Annotated in this window: 1 protein-coding gene; it reads left to right on the top strand. The window is 65.5% G+C overall.

Annotation, left to right across the window (positions count from 1 at the left end; translation table 11 throughout):
- Positions 1-964 (top strand): FecR family protein (locus tag U1769_RS25510; protein ID WP_332720948.1); only part of this gene is annotated, 964 nt, incomplete at its 5' end.
- Positions 965-1040 lie beyond the last annotated feature (76 nt).

A 1040-nucleotide genomic window follows, 5' to 3' on the forward strand; every position in this document is an offset into this window, starting at 1 on the left:
CGTCGCCGAAGGGCCGCTGACGGCTGACGAGCAAGCGGCGTTCGAGAACTGGGCCGCCGAGGAACCGGGTAATCTCGCGGCGTTCGAGCGATCGGTGGCAGCGTGGCGACAATTCGGCGACGCCGCGACGTCGCCCGAGTTCATCGATGTTCGAGACAAGGCGCTCACCACCTATCGCCGGCAGAATCAGCGCCTCTGGGCGCGCCGGAAAATCAGCGTGCGCACGATGGTTGCGATCGCGGCATCGTTGCTTGCGGTGCTGAGTGCGACGCTGTGGTGGCAGGCGTGGCCGGATCTCTATCAGACCGGCGTTGGCGAGCGGCGAGTGGTGATGCTCAACGATGGCTCGCGCGCCTCGCTCGATGCCGCAACGCAGGTGGACGTGCGGATGGGCGGCGACCGGCGCGAGCTGCATCTGCTCGCCGGGCGCGCCAAGTTCGACGTCGCCAGGGATCCGCTGAAGCCGTTCAGCGTGCGGGTGGGAAACAAGCTGGTGGTGGCGACCGGCACGTCGTTCAGCGTCGAGCTGGTCAATGGCAAACTCCGCGTCATTCTCTACGAAGGCCGCGTTGTGATACTTGATGTGCCGACCGGAGGTGGCGAACCGGTTCCGGTGCGGATTGATCAGCGCTTGCCAGGCGAAGAGCAGGCGTTGGCACCCGGTCGCGAACTGGTTGCCGACATGACTGGTCCTGCGGCACGAGTGGCTCCCGCCGATCTCGGTCGCTCGCTGTCGTGGGAAGCAGGCCAGCTGGTGTTCGACGACGAGCCGCTGGCCCTCGCGGTCAGTCGGGTCAACCGCTATTCTGCGCGTCCCGTGATCCTCAAGGGTGTGACCGGACGCCTGCGGCTGAACGGTGTGTTCAATACCGGCGATGTCGAGGCGTTCGCCGTGGGTGTCGAGGAAACGCTGCCGGTGCGTGTGACGCGTGAGGGCGGGACGGTCGTGATCGCGCCGCAATAGTGCATTCCTTGGTCCGGTAATTTCCTGAAATCTGGACCGGGCGGTGTTTTCGGTGTGGCGCGTCTATTTCTCGCAG

Source organism: Parasphingomonas zepuensis, from assembly GCF_036663735.1.
In the GTDB taxonomy this organism is placed as follows: domain Bacteria; phylum Pseudomonadota; class Alphaproteobacteria; order Sphingomonadales; family Sphingomonadaceae; genus Sphingomonas.